Annotated in this window: 18 protein-coding genes; 9 read left to right on the top strand and 9 right to left on the bottom strand. The window is 71.0% G+C overall.

The features are described from left to right. The first annotated feature begins 223 nt into the window (after positions 1–223). Complete coding sequence (locus OG361_RS17020; RefSeq protein WP_405854452.1) at positions 224–1,801, top strand: APC family permease; 1,578 nt, start codon at positions 224–226, stop codon at positions 1,799–1,801. 107 nt (positions 1,802–1,908) lie between these two features. Here the strand turns inward: OG361_RS17020 and OG361_RS17015 are convergent, their stop codons facing one another. The 3 genes from OG361_RS17015 to OG361_RS17005 all read right to left on the bottom strand — a co-directional run bounded on the left by OG361_RS17015 (position 1,909) and on the right by OG361_RS17005 (position 3,515). Next, positions 1,909–2,124 carry a hypothetical protein gene (locus OG361_RS17015; RefSeq protein WP_384567003.1) on the bottom strand — a complete coding sequence of 72 codons (216 nt, stop codon included), beginning with the start codon at positions 2,122–2,124 and terminating at the stop codon, positions 1,909–1,911. A 68-nt stretch (positions 2,125–2,192) separates the two neighbouring features. After that, on the bottom strand, positions 2,193–2,660 hold the full coding sequence (locus tag OG361_RS17010; protein ID WP_405854450.1) for a carboxymuconolactone decarboxylase family protein: 468 nt from the start codon (positions 2,658–2,660) through the stop codon (positions 2,193–2,195). A gap of 114 nt (positions 2,661–2,774) precedes the next feature. Beyond that, positions 2,775–3,515: a GNAT family N-acetyltransferase gene (locus OG361_RS17005; protein WP_405854448.1), complete on the bottom strand. Its 741-nt coding sequence runs from the start codon at positions 3,513–3,515 to the stop codon at positions 2,775–2,777. Positions 3,516–3,630: 115 nt separating this feature from the next. Here OG361_RS17005 and OG361_RS17000 point away from each other — a divergent pair, with 115 nt between their 5' ends. From OG361_RS17000 to OG361_RS16975, 6 genes are all read left to right on the top strand, one after another. Further along, positions 3,631–4,338 (top strand): hypothetical protein, encoded by a 708-nt coding sequence (locus OG361_RS17000; RefSeq protein ID WP_405854446.1) that lies wholly within the window; start codon positions 3,631–3,633, stop codon positions 4,336–4,338. Between the two features lie 56 nt (positions 4,339–4,394). Beyond that, positions 4,395–5,228, top strand: a complete 834-nt coding sequence (locus OG361_RS16995) for an LLM class F420-dependent oxidoreductase (protein ID WP_405854444.1) — start codon at positions 4,395–4,397, stop codon at positions 5,226–5,228. 40 nt (positions 5,229–5,268) lie between these two features. After that, positions 5,269–5,730 carry a prevent-host-death family protein gene (locus OG361_RS16990; RefSeq protein ID WP_405854443.1) on the top strand — a complete coding sequence of 154 codons (462 nt, stop codon included), beginning with the start codon at positions 5,269–5,271 and terminating at the stop codon, positions 5,728–5,730. Further along, entirely contained in the window at positions 5,727–6,080 is a 354-nt protein-coding gene (locus tag OG361_RS16985) for a hypothetical protein (RefSeq protein WP_405854441.1), read from the top strand. Before OG361_RS16990 ends, OG361_RS16985 begins: the two co-directional genes overlap by 4 nt. A 58-nt stretch (positions 6,081–6,138) precedes the next feature. Further along, positions 6,139–8,739 carry a bifunctional FO biosynthesis protein CofGH gene (locus OG361_RS16980; protein ID WP_405854439.1) on the top strand — a complete coding sequence of 867 codons (2,601 nt, stop codon included), beginning with the start codon at positions 6,139–6,141 and terminating at the stop codon, positions 8,737–8,739. A 164-nt stretch (positions 8,740–8,903) separates the two neighbouring features. Then, positions 8,904–10,022 (top strand): ADP-ribosylglycohydrolase family protein, encoded by a 1,119-nt coding sequence (locus OG361_RS16975; protein ID WP_405854437.1) that lies wholly within the window; start codon positions 8,904–8,906, stop codon positions 10,020–10,022. Positions 10,023–10,232: 210 nt separating this feature from the next. Here OG361_RS16975 and OG361_RS16970 read toward each other — a convergent pair whose 3' ends face one another. From OG361_RS16970 to OG361_RS16960, 3 genes are all read right to left on the bottom strand, one after another. After that, positions 10,233–11,432 (bottom strand): RNA-guided endonuclease InsQ/TnpB family protein, encoded by a 1,200-nt coding sequence (locus OG361_RS16970; protein ID WP_405854435.1) that lies wholly within the window; start codon positions 11,430–11,432, stop codon positions 10,233–10,235. Between the two features lie 156 nt (positions 11,433–11,588). After that, entirely contained in the window at positions 11,589–12,371 is a 783-nt protein-coding gene (locus OG361_RS16965; RefSeq protein WP_405854433.1) for an SDR family oxidoreductase, read from the bottom strand. Between the two features lie 90 nt (positions 12,372–12,461). Continuing rightward, positions 12,462–13,982: a recombinase family protein gene (locus tag OG361_RS16960; RefSeq protein ID WP_405854431.1), complete on the bottom strand. Its 1,521-nt coding sequence runs from the start codon at positions 13,980–13,982 to the stop codon at positions 12,462–12,464. Between the two features lie 59 nt (positions 13,983–14,041). Here OG361_RS16960 and OG361_RS16955 point away from each other — a divergent pair, with 59 nt between their 5' ends. Next, entirely contained in the window at positions 14,042–14,887 is an 846-nt protein-coding gene (locus OG361_RS16955) for a hypothetical protein (RefSeq protein ID WP_405854429.1), read from the top strand. Between the two features lie 133 nt (positions 14,888–15,020). Here OG361_RS16955 and OG361_RS16950 read toward each other — a convergent pair whose 3' ends face one another. The 3 genes from OG361_RS16950 to OG361_RS16940 all read right to left on the bottom strand — a co-directional run bounded on the left by OG361_RS16950 (position 15,021) and on the right by OG361_RS16940 (position 17,150). Beyond that, positions 15,021–15,221 (bottom strand): DUF397 domain-containing protein, encoded by a 201-nt coding sequence (locus tag OG361_RS16950; protein WP_055642930.1) that lies wholly within the window; start codon positions 15,219–15,221, stop codon positions 15,021–15,023. Positions 15,222–15,412: 191 nt separating this feature from the next. Then, positions 15,413–16,273, bottom strand: a complete 861-nt coding sequence (locus OG361_RS16945; RefSeq protein ID WP_405854427.1) for a helix-turn-helix domain-containing protein — start codon at positions 16,271–16,273, stop codon at positions 15,413–15,415. Between the two features lie 175 nt (positions 16,274–16,448). Continuing rightward, complete coding sequence (locus OG361_RS16940) at positions 16,449–17,150, bottom strand: GPP34 family phosphoprotein (RefSeq protein WP_384566972.1); 702 nt, start codon at positions 17,148–17,150, stop codon at positions 16,449–16,451. Between the two features lie 162 nt (positions 17,151–17,312). Between OG361_RS16940 and OG361_RS16935 the strand changes: the two genes are divergently transcribed. Further along, on the top strand, positions 17,313–19,811 hold the full coding sequence (locus tag OG361_RS16935) for a D-alanyl-D-alanine carboxypeptidase (protein WP_405854425.1): 2,499 nt from the start codon (positions 17,313–17,315) through the stop codon (positions 19,809–19,811). The last annotated feature ends 92 nt before the right edge of the window (positions 19,812–19,903 follow it).

The raw sequence follows: 19,903 nt of genomic DNA, 5'->3' as shown, positions 1-19,903 counted from the left end.
TTCCTCGGGAAATTTTGAAACCGGACATTTGGGGTACAGCTGCGGTTCCCGCATATCGGACACGGGTCGACCGACCTACCAGTTGGTCGGCCTGTCGCGGTCGTCGATCTTTCAATCATCGGCGTGGGTCCGCTTCGACCCCCGCAATGCAAGGCGATGATCGATCAGGTGAGCGGAGTTCGATCCTCCGGATGTGGAAACCGCAGCATTTAACGTCCTGTTCATGACTCAGGTGGATGCACGGCCCCAGGCCGGAGACACGGTAAGGCGCGTCGACGCCCCGGGCGCCGCCCCCGGCGACGAGCACGGCGTACGCACCAAGGGCCTCGGCGGCAACTCCGTCGGCCTGCTCGGCAGTGCCGTCATCGGCATCTCGACCGTCGCCCCCGTCTACTGCCTGACCTCGACCCTCGGCTCCACGGCCGGCGAGGTCGGCCTGCAGATGCCCGCGATCTTCCTCGCGGGCTTCCTCCCGATGCTCCTCGTCGCCTTCGCGTACCGGGAGCTCAACCGGGTCATGCCCGACTGCGGCACCTCCTTCACCTGGACCGTGAAGGCCTTCGGCCCCAGGATCGGCTGGATGTGCGGCTGGGGCCTCGTCATCGCGACGATCATCGTGCTCTCCAACCTCGCGGGCGTCGCGACCTCCTACTTCTGGCTCCTCGCGGGTGAACTCAGCGGCAGCGAATCCATCGCCGCCCTGGACGACAACAAGGCCGTCCACATCGTCACCTGCCTCGCGCTCATCGCCGTCGCCACCGCGATCAGCTACCGCGGCATGACCGCCACCAAGGGCATCCAGTACGCCCTCGTCGGCCTCCAGCTCGTCGTCCTCGTCGTCTTCGTGGCGATGGCGCTGTCGAAGGCCGGCTCCTTCGAGACCTCGGTCGACTTCTCCTGGTCCTGGATGAACCCCTTCGCGGTCCAGTCCTTCGCCGCCTTCACCGCCGGCCTCTCGCTCTCGATCTTCATGTACTGGGGCTGGGACGCCTGCATGGCGACCAACGAGGAGACCACCGGCAGCGCGAAGACCCCCGGCCGCGCCGCGCTCATCGCGATGGTCGTCCTCGTCGGCTCGTACCTCGCCACCGGCATCGCCGCCCAGATGGCCGTCGGCTCCGGCGAGGAGGGCCTCGGCCTCGCCAACCCGGAGACCTCCGACAACGTCTTCGCCGCCCTCGCCGGCCCCGTCATGGGCCCGACGCTCGGCATCCTGCTCTTCGTCGCGGTCCTCGCCTCGGCGGCCGCGAGCCTCCAGACGACCTTCATCCCGGTCGCCCGCACGGTGCTCGCCATGTCCACGTACGAGGCGCTGCCGAAGTCCTTCACCAAGGTCCACCCGGTGTTCAAGACCCCCGGCAAGGCCACCGTCGTGGCCGGCGTCGCCACCGGCGTCTTCTACACGGTGATGACCCTCGTCAGCGAGAACGTCCTGGTCGACACCATCTACGCGCTCGGCCTGATGATCTGCTTCTACTACGCCCTGACGGCCTTCGCCTGCGTCTGGTACTTCCGCGGCGAGCTCTTCCGCTCCGGCCGGGACTTCGCCTACAAGGGCCTGATGCCGCTGCTCGGCGGGCTGATGCTCACGGCCGTCTTCGGCAAGACCCTGTACGACATGTGGGACCCGGCCTACGGCTCCGGCTCCGCCGTCCTCGGCGTCGGCTCGGTCTTCGTCATCGGGGTCGGGCTGCTGCTCCTCGGCGTGGTGATCATGCTGGTCATGCAGCGGAGGAGCCCGGCGTTCTTCCGCGGCGAGATCCTGACGAAGGAGACCCCGTCGCTGGTGGTCGCCGACTGACGACGACGGTCGTACGTTCCTGAGTCGTACGTTTCCCGAGTCATCCGAAACGCGAAGGTGGCGGGCCCGTGGGGGTCCCGCCACCTTCGTCATTCCGCTGTACGGGGTCAGTGCCCGGGCAGCAGCCGCTCCACCGCCGCGTTCGCGGGCGGCAGGTCGGGCGTGCCGGCGGGCTTCGCCTTGGGGGTCAGGACGCCGCTGAGCGGGACGACGGAGGGCAGGTTCACGCCGCCGGTGTCGGCGGCGGCGGTTCCGGCGGTGGCGCCGGCGACACCCGCGGCGGCGATGGCGGTCAGGGCGGCTGCGGTGAGGATCCTCTTCATGCCCGCTCCAACGCGGACCGCCCGGATCCGGTTACGAGGACCGGGGCGGCCCGTGAGACCCGTACCGCCTACAGGGCGACGCCGGCCGGCTGCCGGACGGTGACGTTGATGCGGTTGAAGAGGTTGGTGATCGCGACCATCAGCACGATCGAGGCGAGCTGCTTCTCGTCGTAGTGGTCGGCCGCCGCGTCCCAGATCGCGTCCGGCACCGCGTCCGAGGCGTCCGCGAGCCGGGTCGCCGCCTCGGCGAGCGCGAGGGCCGCGCGCTCCTCGTCGGAGAAGTACGGCGTCTCGCGCCAGGCGGCGACGGCGAACAGCTTCTCGTCGCCGACCCCGTTCTTCCGGGCGCTCTTCGCGCCGAAGTCGACGCAGAAGCCGCAGTTGTTGATCTGGCTGGCCCGCAGGTGCACGAGCTCCAGGGTGGACTCGGGGACCCCGCCCTGGCGGGCGGCCTTCACCAGGTCCATGATCGCCGCTCCGGCGTCGGGCAGGACGTAGGCGGGGTTGGTCATGCGGGCCTTGGGCTCGTGGGCCATGGTGATCGCTCCTCGGCGTCTCTCGTGCGTCGTCTCTCGTGCGTCGCTTCCACAGCAATGACGGAGGGGGCGGCGCGGATGTGACACGACCGGAGAACTTTTTTCCGGGACCTTCTACGCCTCCGCGATGAGGGCGGTCGCGACCGTGCGGAAGCCGAGCCGCCCGTAGAGCCGGGCCACGTCCGCGTCCGACGCCGTCAGGAACACGAGCTCCGCGCCCCGGGACCGGGCGTCTGCGACCAGCGCGGCCGTCACCGCGAGCCCGAGGCCGCGGCGGCGGGCCGCCGGGACGGTGCCGACGCCGACGACCTCGGAGACCGGCCCGACGGGCTGGTGCTGCCCGGCCGCGAGGGCGCCGCCCGCGCCGTCGAGGGCCGCGGCGAGCCGGGTCAGCCCGGCCGTGATCCGCTCGGCGATCCGCTCGGCGGTGCCGGGCTCCGGCGCCATGCCGAAGGCCGCGTACGGGGCGGCGACGGCGGTCTCCAGGGCGGTGTCGTCGGCGTCGACGATCCGCACGGTGACCCCCTCGGGGTCCGGTACGGGGAGCCCGTCGCCCTCCAGGACCATCAGCGGGTGCTCGTGGACGGTGAGCCCGCTCGCCTCCACGGCGGCCCGCAGCCCCGGGGTCGTCTCCGCGACCCACTCGAAGGCCTCGGGCACCCCCAGCTCCCGCTGCCGGGCCCGCACCTTCTCCACGGCGTCGACCGGCACGTCGCCGGTGTGGCCGAGCGTGGGGCGGGCGTAGTACGGCCAGCCCTTCCCCTCCTGCACGAACAGGGTCAGGGGCCCGTGCGCCTCGGCGCGGGCGGAGGAACGGGGGACGGCGTCGTAGAACGTCTCGATTCGCTGCAGCACCGGGCCACGGTAGAGGGCCGGTGTGGGAAGGCGCAGGCGGTTTTCGAACGGACCGGGCGGAACCGTCGATGGCATGAGCCCGTCACTCAGGTCAGGCGTGGAAGAAGGGGGAGCCATGAGCCGCACGAGGAACACCTGCCCGGGGTGCGATCGCGACGACCTGGTGCAGGCCGTACCCGCCGTGTACCTGGGAGGCCGGGACGCGGTCACCAGCCGCGAGCGGAACCGCGACGGCGACATGCGGACCGTGACCCGGACGGTGACCACCGGACTCTCCGACGCGCTCGCGCCGGTGCCCGAGGCGCCCTCCCACGGCATCGGCTGTCTCGGCGTCCTCGCGGCCCTCGTCTCGATCGCCACCTTCATCGGAGGCGTCCAGGCCGGGCACTGGTTCGAGGACGAGCCTGCGGAGGCGGGCGGCGACGGGGTACCGCGCGTGGGCGGTGTCTACCTCGTCCCGGACGGCTCGACCACGCCGGACTACTCGCATCCGCTGGGTACGGCCGAGTCCGCGCCCCCGCCCGACTTCGCGTACCTCGGCTGGATCTCGGCGTTCGCGCTGCTCGCCGCCGTCCTCGTGTTCGTCGTATTGCTGCGGCGCCGGGCCGCCTTCACCCGCCTGACGCGCGGGCGCCACCGCGCCGAGGAACTCTGGTCGCACGGCTGGTACTGCCACCGCTGCGGCACGGTCCACTTCCAGGACGTCCCCGGCGAGGACCGCACCCCGCTCACCCTCCAGCGCTTCCGCGAGAAGGTCTGGGAGCACGGCGGGTACGGCGACCTGGCGGCGGAGCAGCGGGCGGTGGACCCGGTCCGTGACTGACGGACACCCGTGTCGTACCCCTCGGAAAACCGCGCCCCACCCCCTACCGTGCCGCTATGCGGATCTCGACCACGATCTTCCTGACCGACGAGACCATCACCCCCGTGCGGCTCGCGCGCGAGCTGGAGGAGCGCGGCTTCGCCGGGCTCTACCTCCCCGAGCACACCCACATCCCCGTCGAGCGGACCACGCCCTACCCTGCGGGCGGCGACCTCCCCCGGGAGTACGGCCGCACCCTCGATCCGTTCGTGGCGCTCGGCCAGGCCGCCGCCGTCACCGAGCGCCTCGGGCTCGGCACCGGCATCACCCTGATCACCGAGCACGACCCGATCGTCCTCGCCAAGCAGATCGCCACGCTCGACCATCTCTCCGGGGGCCGCTTCACCCTCGGCGTCGGCTACGGCTGGAACCGGGAGGAGGCCGCCGACCACGGTGTCGTCGACTGGTCCACGCGCCGGAGGCTCACCCACGACCGGCTGGCCCTGATGCGGGCCCTGTGGGCGCCGGAACCCACGGCGTACGCGGGGGAGTTCGGCCGCTCCGTCCGCGCGTCGCAGGCCTGGCCCAAGCCGGCGGGCGGCGCGCCCCGCGTCCTGCTCGGCGGCGCGGCGGGCCCGAAGCTCTTCGCGCGGATCGCCGCGGAGGCGGACGGCTGGATGCCGATCGGCGGCCGGGGCCTGACGGAGTCGCTCCCGGTCCTCCGGGAGGGCTGGGAGAGCGCGGGCCGCGACCCGAAGACCCTCCAGGTGGTCCCGTTCGCGGTCCTCCCCAGCCCCGGCAAGCTCGCGCACTACGCGGAGCTGGGCTGCGAGGAGGTCGTGCTCCAGCTGCCGCCGGGCGGTGAGGGAGAGGTCCTGACGGTCCTGGACGCGTACGCCGCATACATCTGAGCGATTGACTTCGGAATACGTTCCGAAGTACTGTCGGTCCATGCTGACCCAGACCGTCTCGTTCTCCGAGCTCTCCAAGAACTCGAAGCGGGTCGCCGAGAGGCTCGACAGCGAGTACCGCCTGCTCGTCACCCGCCGCGACGGGCAGGACCTCTACCTCACCACCGCCGGCTACGACCAGGATCGTGAGGAGACGGCCGACGTCACGGCCCGTCTCCTGGCCGCTCTCCTCGCCGCCGACGACGGTGCACGCGTCATAGGGCGGGCCCTGCCCTCGGTCTTCCCCTGGGTGCGGCATCTGTCCGCCGAGGAGCTGAGGGAGTTCGTCCAGGACCTGCTGGACGCGACACACGACGCCGCGCAGCTGGACGTCCACGCCACCCTCCACCGCACGATCGTGGAGTGGCGGGCCACCGCACGCATCCTCGCCGACCCGGGCCTCACGGCCCAGCTCACGCGCCCCCTCCCCGACGAGGACCATGGAGAGGTGACGGCTCCGTGACACCGAAGCGCGGCGACGACGTCGCCCCGCCACCGGTCGGCCAGGAGTGGCGTCTTCGCTTCGCGACGAACGAGGCTGCAAAGGGCTGGGGCGAACTCGCCGCGGAAGCCCCAGGCAACACCCGGCGGTGCTTCGAGGCCCTGCGCGGGAATCCGCTCCGGCAGGACGATCCGGACCGGCAGCACAGGCTGCGCGGGCGCCTCGCCACCGCGACCCTCGGCGGTCGGGCCTACCCGCAGCGGGAGTTCGAGGTGACGGCCGGAGGCCGGGTCAGGTACCTCGTCGACGAGCCGCGCAGGACGGTGCACCTGGTGTACGCCGCGCCCCGGCATCCCGAGGACACCGACTGACCGTCCTTCCTACGGGGACCCGAACCCTCCCCGTCGTACCCGCTCGTATGCTCGGTCCATGACGGATCACCAGGCAGCACGTCCCACCGAGAACGCCATGCGCCGCGCCCTCAAGCGGGCCAGGGACGGGGTCGCGCTCGATGTCGCCGAGGCCGCCGTGCTGTTGCGGGCGCGCGGGGAGGACCTGGCGGACCTCGTCGCGTCCGCCGGGCGGGTGCGGGACGCCGGCCTTGAGGCGGCCGGGCGGCCCGGGGTCATCACGTACTCGAAGAGCGTGTTCATACCGCTCACCCGACTCTGCCGGGACAAGTGCCACTACTGCACCTTCGTCACCGTCCCCGGCAAGCTGCGCCGGGCCGGGCACGGGATGTTCATGTCGCCGGACGAGGTGCTCGACATCGCCCGGCGCGGGGCCGAGATGGGCTGCAAGGAGGCCCTGATCACCCTCGGCGACAAGCCCGAGGACCGGTGGCCCGAGGCACGGGAGTGGCTCGACGCCCACGGGTACGACGACACGATCGCGTACGTACGGGCCATGGCGATCCGGATCCTGGAGGAGACGGGACTCCTCCCGCACCTCAACCCGGGCGTGCTGTCCTGGACCGACTTCCAGCGGCTCAAGCCCGTCGCGCCGTCCATGGGCATGATGCTGGAGACGACCGCGACCCGGCTGTGGAGCGAGCCCGGCGGCCCCCACCACGGCTCTCCCGACAAGGAGCCCGCCGTGCGGCTGCGGGTCCTGGAGGACGCGGGCCGGTCCTCCGTGCCCTTCACGAGCGGACTGCTGCTCGGCATCGGGGAGACCGTCGAGGAGCGCGCCGAGTCGCTGTTCGCGCTGCGGCGCGTGGCGCGCGCGTACCACTCGATCCAGGAGCTGATCATCCAGAACTTCCGCGCCAAGCCGGACACGGCCATGCGCGGGATGCCGGACGCCGAGCTGGACGACCTCGTGGCCACGGTCGCCGTCGCGCGGCTCATCATGGGCCCCTCCGCCTGCCTCCAGGCCCCGCCGAACCTGGTCGACTCCGAGTACGAGCGGCTCATCGCCGCCGGCATCGACGACTGGGGCGGGGTCTCCCCGCTCACCATCGACCACGTCAACCCCGAGCGGCCCTGGCCGAGGATCGAGGAGCTGGCCGAGCGGTCCGCCGCCGCCGGCTTCGAGCTGCGCGAACGGCTCTGCGTCTACCCGGAGTTCGTGACCCGGGGCGAACCCTGGCTCGACCCCCGACTCCTCCCGCACGTCCGCGCCCTCGCCGACCCCGAGACCGGCCTCGCCAACCCCGACGCGCCGGTGCGCGGCCTGCCCTGGCAGGAGCCCGACGAGGCCTTCACCGCCGCCGGCCGCACCGATCTGCACCGCACCATCGACACCACGGGCCGTACGCACGACCGGCGCGTCGACTTCGACGAGGTGTACGGAGACTGGGATGCGCTCCGTGAGGCCGCCGCCCCCGGGATGGTCCCCGAGCGCATCGACACCGACGTCCGCGAGGCCCTCGCCGTCGCCGCCGACGACCCGACGAAGCTCACCGACGCCCAGGCGCTGGCCCTGCTGCACGCCGACGGGCCCGCGCTCGACGCCCTCACCCGGATCGCGGACGACGTCCGCCGGGCGGCCGTCGGCGACGACGTCACGTACATCGTCACGCGGAACATCAACTTCACCAACGTCTGCTACACCGGCTGCCGTTTCTGCGCCTTCGCCCAGCGGCGGACCGACGCCGACGCCTACACCCTCTCCCTCGACCAGGTCGCGGACCGCGCCCAGCAGGCCTGGGAGGTCGGCGCCGTCGAGGTCTGCATGCAGGGCGGCATCCACCCCGACCTGCCCGGCACCGCCTACTTCGACATCGCGCGCGCGGTGAAGGAGCGGGTCCCCGGCATGCACGTGCACGCCTTCTCCCCGATGGAGGTCGTCAACGGCGCCACCCGGACGGGGCTCTCGATCCGGGAGTGGCTGACGGCGGCGAAGGAGGCCGGGCTCGACTCGATCCCGGGCACCGCCGCCGAGATCCTCGACGACGAGGTCCGCTGGGTCCTCACCAAGGGCAAGCTGCCGACCGCCACCTGGATCGAGGTCGTCACCACCGCCCACGAGCTGGGCATCCGGTCGAGCTCGACGATGATGTACGGGCACGTGGACCAGCCCCGGCACTGGCTCGGCCACTTCCGGACGCTCTCCCGCATCCAGCAGGCTGCGTTGGATTCAGGGCGGCAAGGCTTCACCGAGTTCGTGACGCTCCCCTTCATCCACACCAACGCGCCGGTCTACCTCGCGGGCATCGCCCGCCCCGGCCCCACCGCCCGCGACAACCGCGCGGTCATCGCGATGGCCAGGCTCCTCCTCCACCCGCACATCCCCAACATCCAGACCAGCTGGGTGAAGCTGGGCACCGAGGGCGCCGCCGAGATGCTCCGCTCGGGCGCCAACGACCTGGGCGGCACGCTGATGGAGGAGACCATCTCCCGCATGGCCGGGTCGAGTTACGGCTCGTACCGGTCGATCCGCGACCTGGTCGCGATCGCGGACGCGGCGGGCCGCCCGGCGAAGCCCCGGACGACCCTCTACGGGGAGGTCCCGGAGGAGCGGCAGCGGACGGCGACCGCCTCCGACGGCCACCTCCCGGAACTGCTGCCGGTGCTCCCCGCGGAGTGAGCCACAGGGGTCGGGGCCGGGTGTGAACCCGGGATGAACAGCGGTCAAAACCGGCCTGAAGGGCGTCGGATCACATAACGTTCCGGCCCCCGAACGCTCGTACCCGGTCGATTACAGTGCGGCAAGGAACCGTCAGCGAACCGCCGACCGGGGGAGGGCACGTCGTGGCCACGACAGCCGCAGCCGTGTGGGGCCGCGCCGAACAGCAGGACTTCCGGGCCCGCGTACGGGGTTGTCTCCTCGGCGGAGCCGTCGGCGACGCGCTCGGAGCGGGTGCCGACGGACTCTCCCTCGCCGAGGTCCGGGAGGCCCACGGACCTGACGGACTGACCGAACCCGCGCCCGCGTACGGCCGGCGCGGCGCCGTCACCGCCGCCACCCAGATGAGCCTGTTCACCGTCGACGGACTGATCCGCGCCCAGGTCCGCCGCGACACCGGCGCCTGGCACCCGCCCACCGACGTCCACCGGGCGCACCTCCGCTGGGCCGCCACCCAGCGCGACTGGGGCCCCGACGAGCGGCGCAAGGACAACGGCTGGCTCGCCCGCGAGGAGTGGCTCTACACCCGCCGCAACCCGGCCCGCGCCTGCCTCACCGGCCTCGGCGACGAACTCCTCGGCACCCTCGACAGGCCCAAGAACCCGGAGGCCGCCGACTCCGGCGCGCTCGTCCGCTCGGCCCCCTTCGGGCTGCTCGTCGGCTGGGAGCCGCAGCTCGTCTGCCAGCTCGCGGTGGAGTGCGCGGCGCAGACCCACGGCGCCCCGGCGGCCACCCTGGCGGCGGGCGCCCTCGCCGTCACGGTGCACGGTCTCGCGCGCGGCGGCTCCGTCGAGGCGGCGGTGGCCCGGGCCGTGGAGCAGCTCGCGGTGCGCCCCGGCCACGAGCCGGTCACCGAGGCCCTCACGGAGGCCCTCGGGGCCGTACGGGAGGGGGCGCCGGACGCGGAGCGGGTGGCCGCGCTCGGGGCGGACGAGGACCGGGCCGAGGGGCAGCTGGCGGCGGCCGTCTACTGCGCCCTGGTCGGCGAGGACGTCCGGCACGGGCTGCGGCTCGCCGTGAACCACGACGGCCCCTCGTCGGTCACCGGGGCGCTCACCGGCGCGCTGCTCGGCGCCCTGCACGGCGAGACGGCCCTCCCGCCGGCCTGGCTGGCCGAACTGGAGGGCCGTGCGACGGTCCTGGAGCTCGCGGACGACTTCTCGATGGAGATGACCCAGGGCGCCGCCCTGCACTCCGCCACCGAGGCCTCGCCGGGCTGGCTGGCCCGCTACCCCAGGGGCTGATCGGTCCTGACGCCGACCTGCGCGGGAATCCCGGCGGCCCCGGTCCCGGCCCCGTCCGGGTCGGTGCCGATGCGGTCCAGGAGCGCGTCCCGATCGGGGGTGTCCTCCAGCCTGAGGAACCGCAGCCCTACGGAGAGCCGGCCGCAGTGAGTGGCCCGCTGTACTCGAACGTCTTGTTGACTTCTTCCCCCTTCTGTAGGAGGGGGAGTCCTACGGCTTGCGCCGTGGGGTTTTCTGCTTCGTCGCCGACTGCCCGCCCGGAGTTCTCCGTTGGGGTCTTACACCGGCTCCACAGACCGACACCGCCAGCCCGGCGGCCTTGAGGTTCTTCGCCGCGTTCACGTCCCGGTCGTGGGTCGTGCCGCAGCCTTCGCACGTCCAGGTGCGGACGTGCAGCGGCATGCTCTTGGCGAGCTTGCCGCAGTGGGAGCACAGCTTGGAGGAGGGGAAGAAGCGGTCGACCGCGATCACTTCCCGCCCGTACCAGGATGCCTTGTACTCCAGCATGCTCCGGAAGTCCGACCATGCCGCGTCCGAGATGGCGCGGGCCAGGCTCCGGTTCTTGACCATGGTGCGTACGGTCAGGTCCTCGATCACGATCGTTTGGTTCTCACGAACGAGTCGAGTGGTCAGCTTGTGCAGGTGGTCGCGCCTCCGGTCCGCGATCCTGGCGTGGATCCTCGCGACCTTCAACCGGGCCTTGGCCCGGTTGGCGCCATCGCCTGGAGCCTTGCGGGACAGTGCCCGTTGCGCACTGGCCAGAGCGGCACGGTCACGGCGCTCGTGCCTAGGGTTGGCGATCTTCTCCCCGGACGAGAGGGCCAGCAGGTGCTCAAGGCCGACGTCGACCCCAACCGCCGTGTCCTTGGCGGGAAGCGGCTCTACTGTCGGGTCCTCGCACAGCATGGAGATGAACCAGCGACCCGCCGCGTCCTCCGAGACGGTCACCGTCGACGGCTCCGCCCCCACCGGCAGGGGACGCGACCACACGATGTCCAGCGGCTCCGTCATCTTCGCCAGCGTGAGCCGTCCGCCCCGGAACCGGAAACCACTGGTGGTGTACTCCGCGCTCCGGCGGGACTTCTTCCGCGACTTGAAACGCGGGTACTTCGCCCGCTTGCCGAAGAAGTTCGTGAACGCGCCTTGCAGGTGCCGCAGTGCTTGCTGGAGCGGGACCGAGGACACATCGTTCAGGTAGGCCAGTTCCTCGGTCTTCTTCCACGCGGTCAGCATGGCCGAGGTGGCGTTGTAGTTGACCCGCTCCTGCCGCACCCACGCCTCCGTGCGGGCCGCGAGCGCCAGGTTGTAGACCTTCCGCACGCAACCGAACGTGCGCGACAGCTCGGCTGCCTGCGCATCAGTCGGATAGAAGCGGTACTTGAACGCCCGCTTCATACACGTCGTGGCCATTCTCACAAACTAGCAGTGCAACAACTGAAGCCCAACCCTGCTGGCCAGAGCACCGCGGCCCGTCCTCACCGGCCGTCGGCGGTGAAGAAGTCGGAGGCGGTGTCCGCGTGCCTGCGGGCCAGACGCCGAACTTGTGGAGGTGCTGGAATCAGGGGCTCAGCGCATCAGCTCGCCCGCGTTGACCAGCAAGGACTGGCCCGTGATCGCCCGCGCCCGGTCCGAGGCGAGGAAGGCCACCGCCTCCGCCACGTCCCCGTCCGTCGCCAGCTCCGGCAGCGCCATCCGCTCGGTGAGCCGGGCGAGCACCTCCGCCTCCGGCACCCCCTCGGTGTGCGCGGCGAACCGGACGTACGCCTGCACGGGCGGTCCCCACATCCACCCCGGCAGCACGGTGTTGACCCGGATCCGGTGCGGCCCGAGCTCGTGCGCGAGGGAGTACATCGCCGAGGTCAGCGCCCCCTTCGAGGCCGCGTACGCCGCCTGCCGCACCTGCGTGGGGGCGGCCACCGCCGACTGCGTGCCGATCAGGACCACCGAGCCGCCGCGCTCCCTGAGCGCCGGCAGGCAGGCCCGGGTCATTCGCAGCGTACCGAGCAGATTGACGTCGAGGACCGCCTGCCAGGTCGCGAAGTCCGCGTCCTCCAGACCGCCGAAGTAGGAGTCCCAGGCGGCGACGTGGACGACCGCGTCGACCCCGCCGAAGCGCTCGACGGCGAGGGCGGCGAGGGCCGCGCACTGCTCCTCGTCGGTGATGTCGGTGACCCGGTGCGCGGTACGGCGCCCCTCCGGATCGATCTCGGCGGCGGACTTGACGAGGTTCGCCCCCGTGCGCGCGCCGAGGACCGCGTTCCCACCGTCCCGCACCACCGTCTCGGCGATCCGGTGCCCGAGCCCGGCCCCGACACCCGACACGACGACCGTCTTCCCCTGGAGCAGCATCCGGGTGCCTCCCGAAACAGGAATGAGTTTCTGACGGTGCGTCAGAGTAGAGGGGATGTGTACAGGAGGGAAGGTGCCTGGGCGCGTCGGTCAGGGCAGGTACTGCGGTTTGATGTGGTCGGGGTTGAACGGGGCACGCCCCTTGCCCGACGGCATCACATGGATGGCACTGAAGATCTCCCCCACCACAGCGCGGCGCTGCTCCAATCCTCCGGTTCGCCATTCGCTTGCGAAGTCTCGCGCCCGGCAGTGTCGGGCATGCGAGCTCTGGGTCGCCAGCTCGCCCTCCAGCCGGTCGAGTTCGGCGTTCATCGAGGCGAGGGCCTGGTAGTAGTCGTCGGGGCGCATGCCCTTCGTGTTCTCCGAGCCCTCGGCCCACGACGACGTGAGATCCCGCTTGCGGGCGACGATGTCCGAGATCCGAGTCCGGAGGATTTCCGTGAGAGTGTCCTGCTCCGCGGTCTCCTCCCGCGCCGGCAGCTCCGCCGAGCGGGTCTTGGCCCACTCGACGATCAGAGCCTCCAGGTACAGATCGACTGGTTGCGCGCGTCGGCTCACCTTGCCGCAGGCGTTGCGGCTCCTGCCCGGACAGTAATAGATGACATGCCCGCGTCCGGCGACCTGCTTGGTGCTCATGGCCGCGTTGCAGATCCCGCATCTCAGGTAGCCGGTGAACACGTACTTGCGGTGGTTGGCCCCCTCCGGATTGCGCAGGATGCCGCGCTTCTCGTCAAGCAGCCTTCGGCGATCCAGCTCAAGTTGGGTGTCGGCCCACACCTTCTTCGAGACGACCGGCTCCCACCGTCCCAGGGTGGGTAGCCCGTCCTCGCCGAGGAGGACGCGACCCCAACCGTCGCGTTGCCGTGGAACCTCGTTCCGATGCTTCCCCTGGTAGGAGACGAAGCCGCAGTAACGAGGGTTGGTGAGAATTGCCTTCACAGTCGGTTGTGCCCACTTGGTGCCGCGCGGGGAAGGAATCTCGTCCTGGTTGAGGTCCCGCGCGATACCGGTGATGGACCCACCGGCGGCGAACTGGTCGTAGACGCGCCTCGCCGTGCGCGCCCGGTCCGGACGCAGGGTTCCGTCGGGGTTCCAGGCGTATGGCGTCCTGCCGGTCAACTCGCCGGCCGCCGCCTCGGCGAGGTGGCTCCTGGCCACGCGGCGGGAGGTGTCCTCCGAAGCCTTGAGGGCCATGAGGCACAGCATTCTGGCCATGTGCCGGTCCGCATCATTGACGAGGTTGAGGTCCCCTGTGACGCCGACCGCCGGCCGTGTCGTGTGCTCGACGATGTCGATGAGGTCCTCGAGGTCCCTCGGCCGGCGCGCCAGTCGGTCCGTGTCGTAAAAGATGACGCCGTCGATCTCGCCCGACAGCAGGTCGCTGAGCATGCGCCGGAAGGCTGGGCGGATCACCATCCAGTGGGCCGTGCCATCGCTCTTCGTGAGCCGCTTCTTCTTGGACGCCCCGGTGTCGTTCTCCCGGTAGACCTGGGTGAAGGGACCCCAGGTGAGGTCGATGCGCTTCCGGTCGGCGTCCTGCAGCTGGAGGCTGATCCCCTTCTCGTCGTAGGAGTCGCTCGTACGGTTGACCGCTCGCGCGGGCGTTCCCATGCGTCGTGACCTGACGTACCGTCAGATGCGTTCGGATCGAGTCTCACGCGGGAGGGCGCATGGAAGCGGGCGGGCGCGAGGAGCATCACCTGGAGATGTACGCCGAGTTGGCGTCGGTCGGGCCGTACGGGGTGAAGGTCGGGCATGCCTTGATCACCATGGTCGAGCCGCATGTCGGGCACGAGCGCGCATACCACAGATGGTATGAAGATGATCACTACTACGCGGGCGCCATGGCCATGCCCTGGATGTACGCGGGCCGCCGCTGGGTCGCCACCCGCGAGCTCCAGGAGCTGCGCCGCCCGGAGAAGTCCGCCGTCGCCCAGCCCGTCACCGCCGGCTGCTACCTCTCCACGTACTGGATCACCGACGGCCGCTACGACGAGCACATGAAGTGGACCGTCGCCATCAACAAGCGGCTCAACCGCGACGCCCGCGTCCACCAGGACCGTACGCACGTCTTCACGGCCTTCCAGGACCACGAGGCGACCGTGTACCGCGACGGGGAGGGCGGACCGCGCGACTTCCACGCCCTGGACCACCCCTACGCCGGGCTGATCCTCCAGGTCGTCGACGCCGAAGGGCCCGAGGCGCGGGCCGAACTCCTCGACCGGCTGCGCTCGCGCGAACTGCCCCGGCGGCTCGCCGGCTCACCGGCGGCGATGGTGACCGTCTTCCGCCCGACCCCGCTGCCCGGCGACCGGATGACGTACGTGAAACAGGTCGAGGGCGTCGACACCCGGCTGACCCTGCTCTGGTTCCTGGAGCGGGACCCGAGGGAGTGCTGGGCGGAACACTTCACAGACTTGGAGACCCTCGGGGGCGACGGCGGCCGGGTGGAGCTGGTGGCCCCGTTCATCCCGACGGTGCCGGGGACGGACCGGTACGTGGACCAACTGCGCTGAGCGCGCCGGAAGAAAGCCGAGCCCCCTCGGCCAGGACGGCGAACCGGTCGAGAGGGCTCTTCGGGTACTGCGGGAACTGCGGGAACTGCCGGTACTTCGAGTCCTGCGGGTGACGCGCGGGGAGCATCGGGGCTCAGAGGGCCCCGTTGCTCACCTCGCCGACGAAGGCGTTCCACGATCCCGGTCCGAAAGAGAGGGAGGGACCTTCGGGAGCCTTGGAGTCACGCACCGCGATGGCGGCCACGACGGGGGACTTCACTTCGACGCAGGCGCCGTTTCCGCCGGAGTACGAAGACTTCGTCCACGTGTCCGTAGCACCCTGAAAAATCGCCATTATGCTCAACTCCGGTTCTGCCAGCGTGTCTGTCGCGCCAACGTTCTTGTCGGCGTGATCGACGCTACTCGCCGGCCCCGTCCGGCGGGACCGGCGTTCACACGACCGGGTGGCATATTCCAACTGTGCTTCCGTGGGAGCGATTGCGGGGTGTACGGTGCCTGCCCCGCCCGTCCCTGATCCGTCCGCGATCAGCCCTGGGCGTGCTTCTCGGCCATCTTCGCGATGAACTCCCGGGTCTGATCGACGTTCAGCGCCTGCGCCCTGAGGTGCTCGTACATGACGCTGTACTTGCCGACGTCCTGGGCCTTCTCCAGGTAGAGGTCGCTGGTCACGCCCTCGATGTAGACGACGCTGGAGTCGGACGTGTCCGGGAACTCCAGGATCGAGTACTGACCGCTGATGCCGGGGTGCGCGCCCATCTCGAAGGGGATCACCTGCACGGTGACGTGCGGGAGGTGCGACTGCTCGATGAGGTGCTCCAGCTGCTGCACCATGAGCTGCCTGCTGCCGACGATCCGGTGCAGGGCGCCCTCGTCGATGACGGCCCACAGGCGCAGCGGGCGCTCCTCGTCCCGGATGCGCTCCTGGCGGCGGGTGCGGACGGTGACGCGCTTGTCGATGTCCGTCGGCGTCGACTCCGGCATCGCGCCGGAGATCACGGCCTCCGCGTACGCGGGGGTCTGGAGCAGTCCGGGGATGATCTGCGACTCGTACATCCGCAGGCTCTCGGCGTCCGTCTCCAGGCCGATGTAGACGCTGTACGGGATGTCGCCGAAGGCGTGCCACCAGCCCTGCTGGCGCGAGTCCTTGGCCATCTGCATCAGCGAGTCGACCATGCGCTCGTCCTCGACCTCGTACACCCCGCACAGGTCGCGCACATCACGCTGGCTGATGGAGCGACGGCCGTTCTCCAGCCGGCTGATCTTGGACTGGGAGACGAGAAGACGCTCGGCGACCTGCTCGGCCGTCATGTTCTTCGCTTCGCGGAGCTTGCGCAGCTCCTGGCCCAATCGGCGTCGCCTGACGGTGGGGTTGACACTGGACGCCACGGAAACTGCACCTCCGGCTGTCTGCCTGCGTAGCTGTGAGTATCTACTGCTTGGCAGACTGCCACCAATGGCGAGGTATGCGCTGGGAAATCGGCACAACGTACGTGTGCGGGGCAGTCGTCACGACCGCCCCGCACACCTGTGCGGCTCCCGGGTTGGTTCTTTGCGCGTCGGCTCAGTGAGCCGCCGCGCGGGCCATGCTGCCGCGAGGCTGCGCCGGTACGCCCGTGGCGGGCGCACGGCGCGGCTGTGCCGCCGCACCGTTCTGGACGTCCATCACGGCGTGTGCCACGAGGCCGCCCATCGGGTCGTGCCGAATCAGGTCGCGCAGCCGGGACCGCGACGACCTTCCTTCGTTGCCGGGGTACAGGTGCTTCCCGAGACCGACCGCGTGGGCCAGTGCGGCAAGCGCCGCGGTCCGCGGGTCCGGCGGTACGCCGGTGCGGATCGCACTGTCCAGCCGGGACTTGATCTCCCTGCTGATCGCCGTGTCCGTCGCCTGGTAGCGAGTCGTCGGCAACACCCCGCACATCTGGCCCTCCACGGCATGCACCATGCCGCATCGCTCCAGATGCGAGAGATACGTCTGACGGAGCCCCAGTCGGGGTCCGCCGATCCAGTGGACAGCCCGAACCGGGCTGCCGCGCCTGCGCAGCAGCTCCAGTGCGGAGTCCAAGGTCGGATCTCCGGTCGGCCGTGGCATCACCACGGCGATACGATCCCCGTCTGGGGCTATCCGTCCTGCCAGAGCCAGCTCCACTAGCTGTGCTCCGGCCAGGCCGAGGTCGAGCGACTGCGGCTGCGCTGTGGTACCCGTGGTCGGGTCCAGAGCGAGCAACAGAAGCTCCTCCGGAATAGTTCTGCGGCTCCTGCCCATCCATGCCTCCCCGCGTGGATGAATGACAGGGTGACCCCTCTCACATTCATCTGTCGAGAGTGCCTGGGTGGTTAATCCGGGAACCAGTAGGTATGTCGTTCTCGTCTAGCACCGGAGCCAAGGGGTTCACACAGGACACTGGTAGACGGTTCGGACGTACGCATGACGCATGGAGGAGGCACGGTGGCGGGCGAGTCCCCCGACAAGGCGGAGCAGCAGGGGTCGTCGGAGAAGACGGCGACCTCGGGCGGCGGGGGCCGGGATCCTCGGCTCTCCGCGCTCCGTGAGTCAGAGTCCTTGCCGTCGTCGCCGGTTCAGCTGGACCAGCCGACGGCCGTCTTCAAGACCCTGACTCCCCGGACGCCGGAGGACGACGCGCCGAAGGCGGCCGAGGCCGAGCCCGAGGCTGCTGCGGAGCCCGCTTCCCGGGCTGCTTCCGCGTCCGTCGACGCGTCCGTGGACGCGCCCGGCGCGGTGGACGCACCCGAGGCCGAGGCCGAGCCCGAGCCCGAGAGCGAGCGCCTGAAGGCGGCGGTGGCGGCGTGGGTCGCGTCGGCCGACGAGAGCGAGCCCGAGGGGGAGCCGGAGGGCGAGGGCGAGCCCGAGGGCACCGCTGGGGCCGAGGACGCGCCTGAGGAGGCCGAGTCCGGCGATCAGGACGTCGTTGCCGAGGACGCCGAGGGCTCCGCAGGCTCCGAGGGCGCGGACGACGCCGAGGGCGCGGACGAGGCCGAGGGCGCGGACGACGCCGAGGGCGGTGAGGACGCCGATGACGCGGCCGACGAGCCGACCGCGGAGCCGACCGTGGAGCCTGTCGCCGCCAAGGCGCCGGCCGAGTCCTGGTTCGCCGCGCGGAAGCCGAGCGAGGCCGAGCCGGCCGACGCCGAGAAGCCTGCCGCGGACAAGCCTGCCGCCGAGAAGCCCGGCTCCGCCGAGCCGGCCGCCGAGAAGCCCGTCGCCGCCGAGCCCGTCGCCGAGAAGCCCGGCTCCGCCGAGCCGGCCGTCGAGGAGCCGGTCGACCAGCCGGTCGACCAGCCGACGGCCATGTTCAAGATCGTCCGCCCGCCCGTGGCGCCCGCCGTGGACCAGCCGACGACCGCGCTGAAGCTTCCGCCCGCCCTGCGCGCGGATTCCGACAGCGAGCGCACCAGCACCTTCCTACCGCTGCGTGCGGACATCCCCGCCGAGCGGAAGGCCGAGGAGGCGCCGAAGGCGCAGCAGGCGCAGGCGCAGGAGGCCCCCAAGCCGCCCGCTCCCGCCCCCGGGGCCGCGACCGGTGCCCCCGGAGCCCCCAAGGCCTCCGCGCCCGCGCCCACTCCCGTACCGCCCGCGTCCCTCGTCGAGGCGGAGCGGACCCGGCAGCAGCCGCTTCCGCCGCTGCCCCCGCTCGACCTGCTCGCGGAGCTGACGAACACCCCGCCGCCGAAGCCGAACGCCCTGCGGACGACCGCGCGCCGGGTACGGATCTGGACTCCGCTGGTCGTGCTCCTGCTGATCGTCTTTGCGATCGTGCAGATGGTCCGGCCGCTGCCCGCGCCCGTGCTGACCCTCTCCGCCGCGCCGACCTTCACCTTCGAGGGCGGTGAGCTGAAGATGCCGTGGCCCACCGAGGGCCAGGGCGCCGTCGAGGTCGAGGGCGTCGGTTCCATGGGCATGTACGGCGCGCAGAAGCCGGCCCCGATCGCGAGCGTCACCAAGACGATGACCGCGTACGTGATCCTTCGCGACCACCCGATCAAGGGGAACGCGGGCGGTCCCGAGATCACCATCGACAAGAAGGCCGCCGACCAGGCGAAGGCGGAGCACGAGTCGACGGCGGCGGTCCAGGAGGGCCAGACCTACACGGAGAAGGAGCTCCTGGAGCTCCTCATGATCCCGTCCGCGAACAACGTGGCCCGGCTGCTCGCCCGCTGGGACGCCGGCTCGGAGGCCGCGTTCGTCGAGAAGATGAACGCCGCCGCGAAGGACCTGGGCATGACCCAGTCCACGTACACCGACCCGTCCGGTCTGCTCGACAGCACCGTGTCGACCCCGCAGGACCAGCTGAAGCTGGCGAAGGCGGTCATGCAGTTCGAGGTGTTCCGCGAGATCGTGAACATGCCGAACGTGACGGTGGACGGCATCCCCGGCCGGATCGAGAACAACAACAAGATCCTGCTGGAGCCGGGTGTCAGCGGCATCAAGACCGGCTCCTCCACCCCGGCGGGCGGCAACCTGCTCTGGTCGGCGAACACCGTCGTCGACGGCGAGAACCGCCGCATCCTCGGCATCGTGATGGGGGCCAAGGACGCCCGGCTGCTGGGCGAGAAGCTCCAGCTCGCCATCGACAACAGCCTCAAGCTGATCCAGCAGGCCCAGAAGGACGTCACCTCGGCCGCCGTGGTCCGCAAGGGCCAGGTCCTCGGCTACATCGACGACGGCCTCGGCGGCCGGACCCAGGTCGTCGCCACCAAGGAGCTCAAGGCCATCGGCTGGCCCGGCCTCAAGGTGAAGCTGGAGCTCACGAACGGCGGCAAGGCCGTCCCGCACTCCGGCAAGGCGGGCGACGTCGTCGGCCAGGTGTCGATCGGTACGGGTGCCGGCAAGGTCAGCTCCCCGGTCGCCCTCCAGACGGACCTGGTGGAGCCGGGCTTCGACAAGAAGCTGACGCGCGTGGGCTGAGCAGCCACGGGCAGCCCGGCCACGCGCCGGGCAGCCACCCGCTCGGCCGGGCGCCCCGTACCTCGGGGGCGCCCGGCTGTTAGCGTTTCCGG

The organism is Streptomyces sp. NBC_00090 (assembly GCF_045160815.1).
Lineage (GTDB): Bacteria > Actinomycetota > Actinomycetes > Streptomycetales > Streptomycetaceae > Streptomyces.
Note: the sequence above shows the minus strand (reverse complement) of the source record. Positions and strands in the feature narration are given on the sequence as shown.